Consider the following 2,047-nt stretch of genomic DNA (forward strand, 5'->3'; position numbering starts at 1 on the left):
ACCCGCTCCACCACCACCGCCGCCGCACCCACCACATGCTCACAATTGTCCAGAACCAACAACAACCGCCGCCGACGCAGAAACTCCACCAGGCGGGTGAGCGGATCGGCGGGCGGCCCGGACGTCCGGGCCGGGAGGGCGGGCTCGCGGACGCCGAGGGCGGTGAGAACGGCGTCCGCCACGGCCGCCTCGTCGCGTACGGGGGCGAGTTCGGCCAGCCAGACGCCGTCCGGACGGTCGTCGGGCCGGGTGAGGTCGGCGACTTCGACGGCGAGCCGGGTCTTGCCCGCGCCCCCGGGGCCGGTGAGGGTCACCAGCCGGTGGGCGGCGAGGGCCGCCGCCACCTCGCCGAGTTCGTCGGTCCGGCCGACGAAGGAGGTGAGCCGGGCGGGGATGTTGCCCCGCGCGGGCGCCCGGTGCGCGGGCGGGTACGGGAGGGGGGAATCGGACGGCGCCGGCGCCGATACCGGGGAGAGCCGTACGGGGTCGGCGCCAGTCCGGACCGCGTCCCCGGTGGCCCGGCTCCCCGTACCGCCGTCCCCGAGCAGACGGTGGTACAGGGCGCGCAGTTCCGGTCCCGGCCGGGTGCCGAGCCGGTCGGCGAGCCCGCTTCTGACCTCCTCGTACGCCGCCAGTGCCTCGGCCTCGCGCCCGGTCTCGGCGAGCGCCCTGATCCGCAGGGCCTGGGCGGGTTCGTCGAGGGGCGCGGCGGCGGCGATGGCGGTCAGCTCGGGCAGGACTGCGGCGGCCCGGCCGAGCGCGACGGCGGCGGACGCGGCACCGAGCCGGGCCTCGGCGTGGCGGCGGGAAGCGCGGACGGCGAGCGGGTCGGTGGCGCCGTCGGGCAGGTCCAGCAGCGGCGGTCCCTGCCAGAGGGCGAGCGCTTCGCCGAGGACGCGGGCGGCGTCGGCGGGGCGGTCTCCCGCCAGCGCGGCCAGCCCCTCGGCGGTCAGCCGTTCGAAGCGGAACACGTCGACGGCGTCGGGCCCGACCGTCAGCCGGTAGCCGCCGGGGGTCAGTTCCACGGCGTCCCGGCCGACGGCCCGCCGCAGCCGTCCGATCAGTGCCTGGAGGGCGGCGATTCCGCCGTCGTCGCCGGGGTCCCGGCCGTCGGCGGCCCGGATCCGCTCCGCCAGCGTCCCGGGGGCCACGGCCCGGCCGCCCTCGGCGGCGAGGGCGGTGAGCAGGGCCCGCAGCCGGGGTCCGCCGAGTACGGCTTCGGTGCCGTCGGGCCGGATCGCGCGGACGGGTCCGAGTACGTGGTAGCGGAGCATCACCGGCCCATTCTGCCCGGCCGGAACGGGCCCGGGTGCCGCCGGGCGCCCCGGGTCGGACCCGGTCGAGGGGGCGGTGCGGCGGGGGCGGGAGGCGGACCGTGACCGGGTCGCCGGGACGCACCTCGCCGCTCGTTCCGGCCACGCTCATGATCCCGGCTCGGCGGACGACGTTCCCGTCGGCGTCGCGGCCGACGACCTGTTTCAGCAGTCCGTCCCGGAAGGCGTCGATCCGGCGGCAGGGGTTGCGCGGCCCGGTCACCTCCGGCACGGCGTGGTCGCCGATCGCGAGCAGGGTGCCGGTGGGAAGGCCGAGCAGGTCGATTCCCCTGGTGGTGATGTTCTCGCCGAGGTCGCCGGGTCGTACGGTGAACCCCGCCGCCGCGACCTCGGCGAACAGCTCCTCGTGGATGAGGTGGATCTGGCGCAGATTGGGCCGGGTGGGGTCCTGGGCGAGGCGGGAGTGGTGTTTGACGGTCGCCCCGGCGTGGACGTCGCCCAGGACGCCGAGTCCGGCGACGAGTTCGACGCTCTCCCGGTTCGGCTTGGTGAAGGAGTACACGCCGTTGCTGCTGACGGCCGATACCGTCCCGACCATCGCCGAACCCTCGGATCCGTCGGTACGTGCAGTCCGTCACGACCCTACGGCGTGTTGCGAAAGTGGCGCCGTCCGCCCGTAGGGCGGGGCCCGCGGCGTCCGGTGCGTGCAGTCCGCGATGGCGGTGGGGGTCCCCCCGGCGGAGCCAGGGGGCGGTTTCCCTCGTACTGGACGT

General features: G+C 76.5%; 1 protein-coding gene and 1 pseudogene. Both read right to left on the reverse strand.

Translation table 11 applies throughout. The features are described from left to right. Positions 1-1,274 (reverse strand): BTAD domain-containing putative transcriptional regulator (locus AB0G74_RS34330; protein ID WP_361154650.1); only part of this gene is annotated, 1,274 nt, incomplete at its 3' end. Between the two features lie 58 nt (positions 1,275-1,332). Then, positions 1,333-1,872, reverse strand: a pseudogene (locus AB0G74_RS34335) (MOSC domain-containing protein); the annotation flags it as partial. Between the last annotated feature and the right edge of the window lie 175 nt (positions 1,873-2,047).

Source organism: Streptomyces sp. NPDC020875 (assembly GCF_040641415.1).
Classification (GTDB): domain Bacteria; phylum Actinomycetota; class Actinomycetes; order Streptomycetales; family Streptomycetaceae; genus Streptomyces.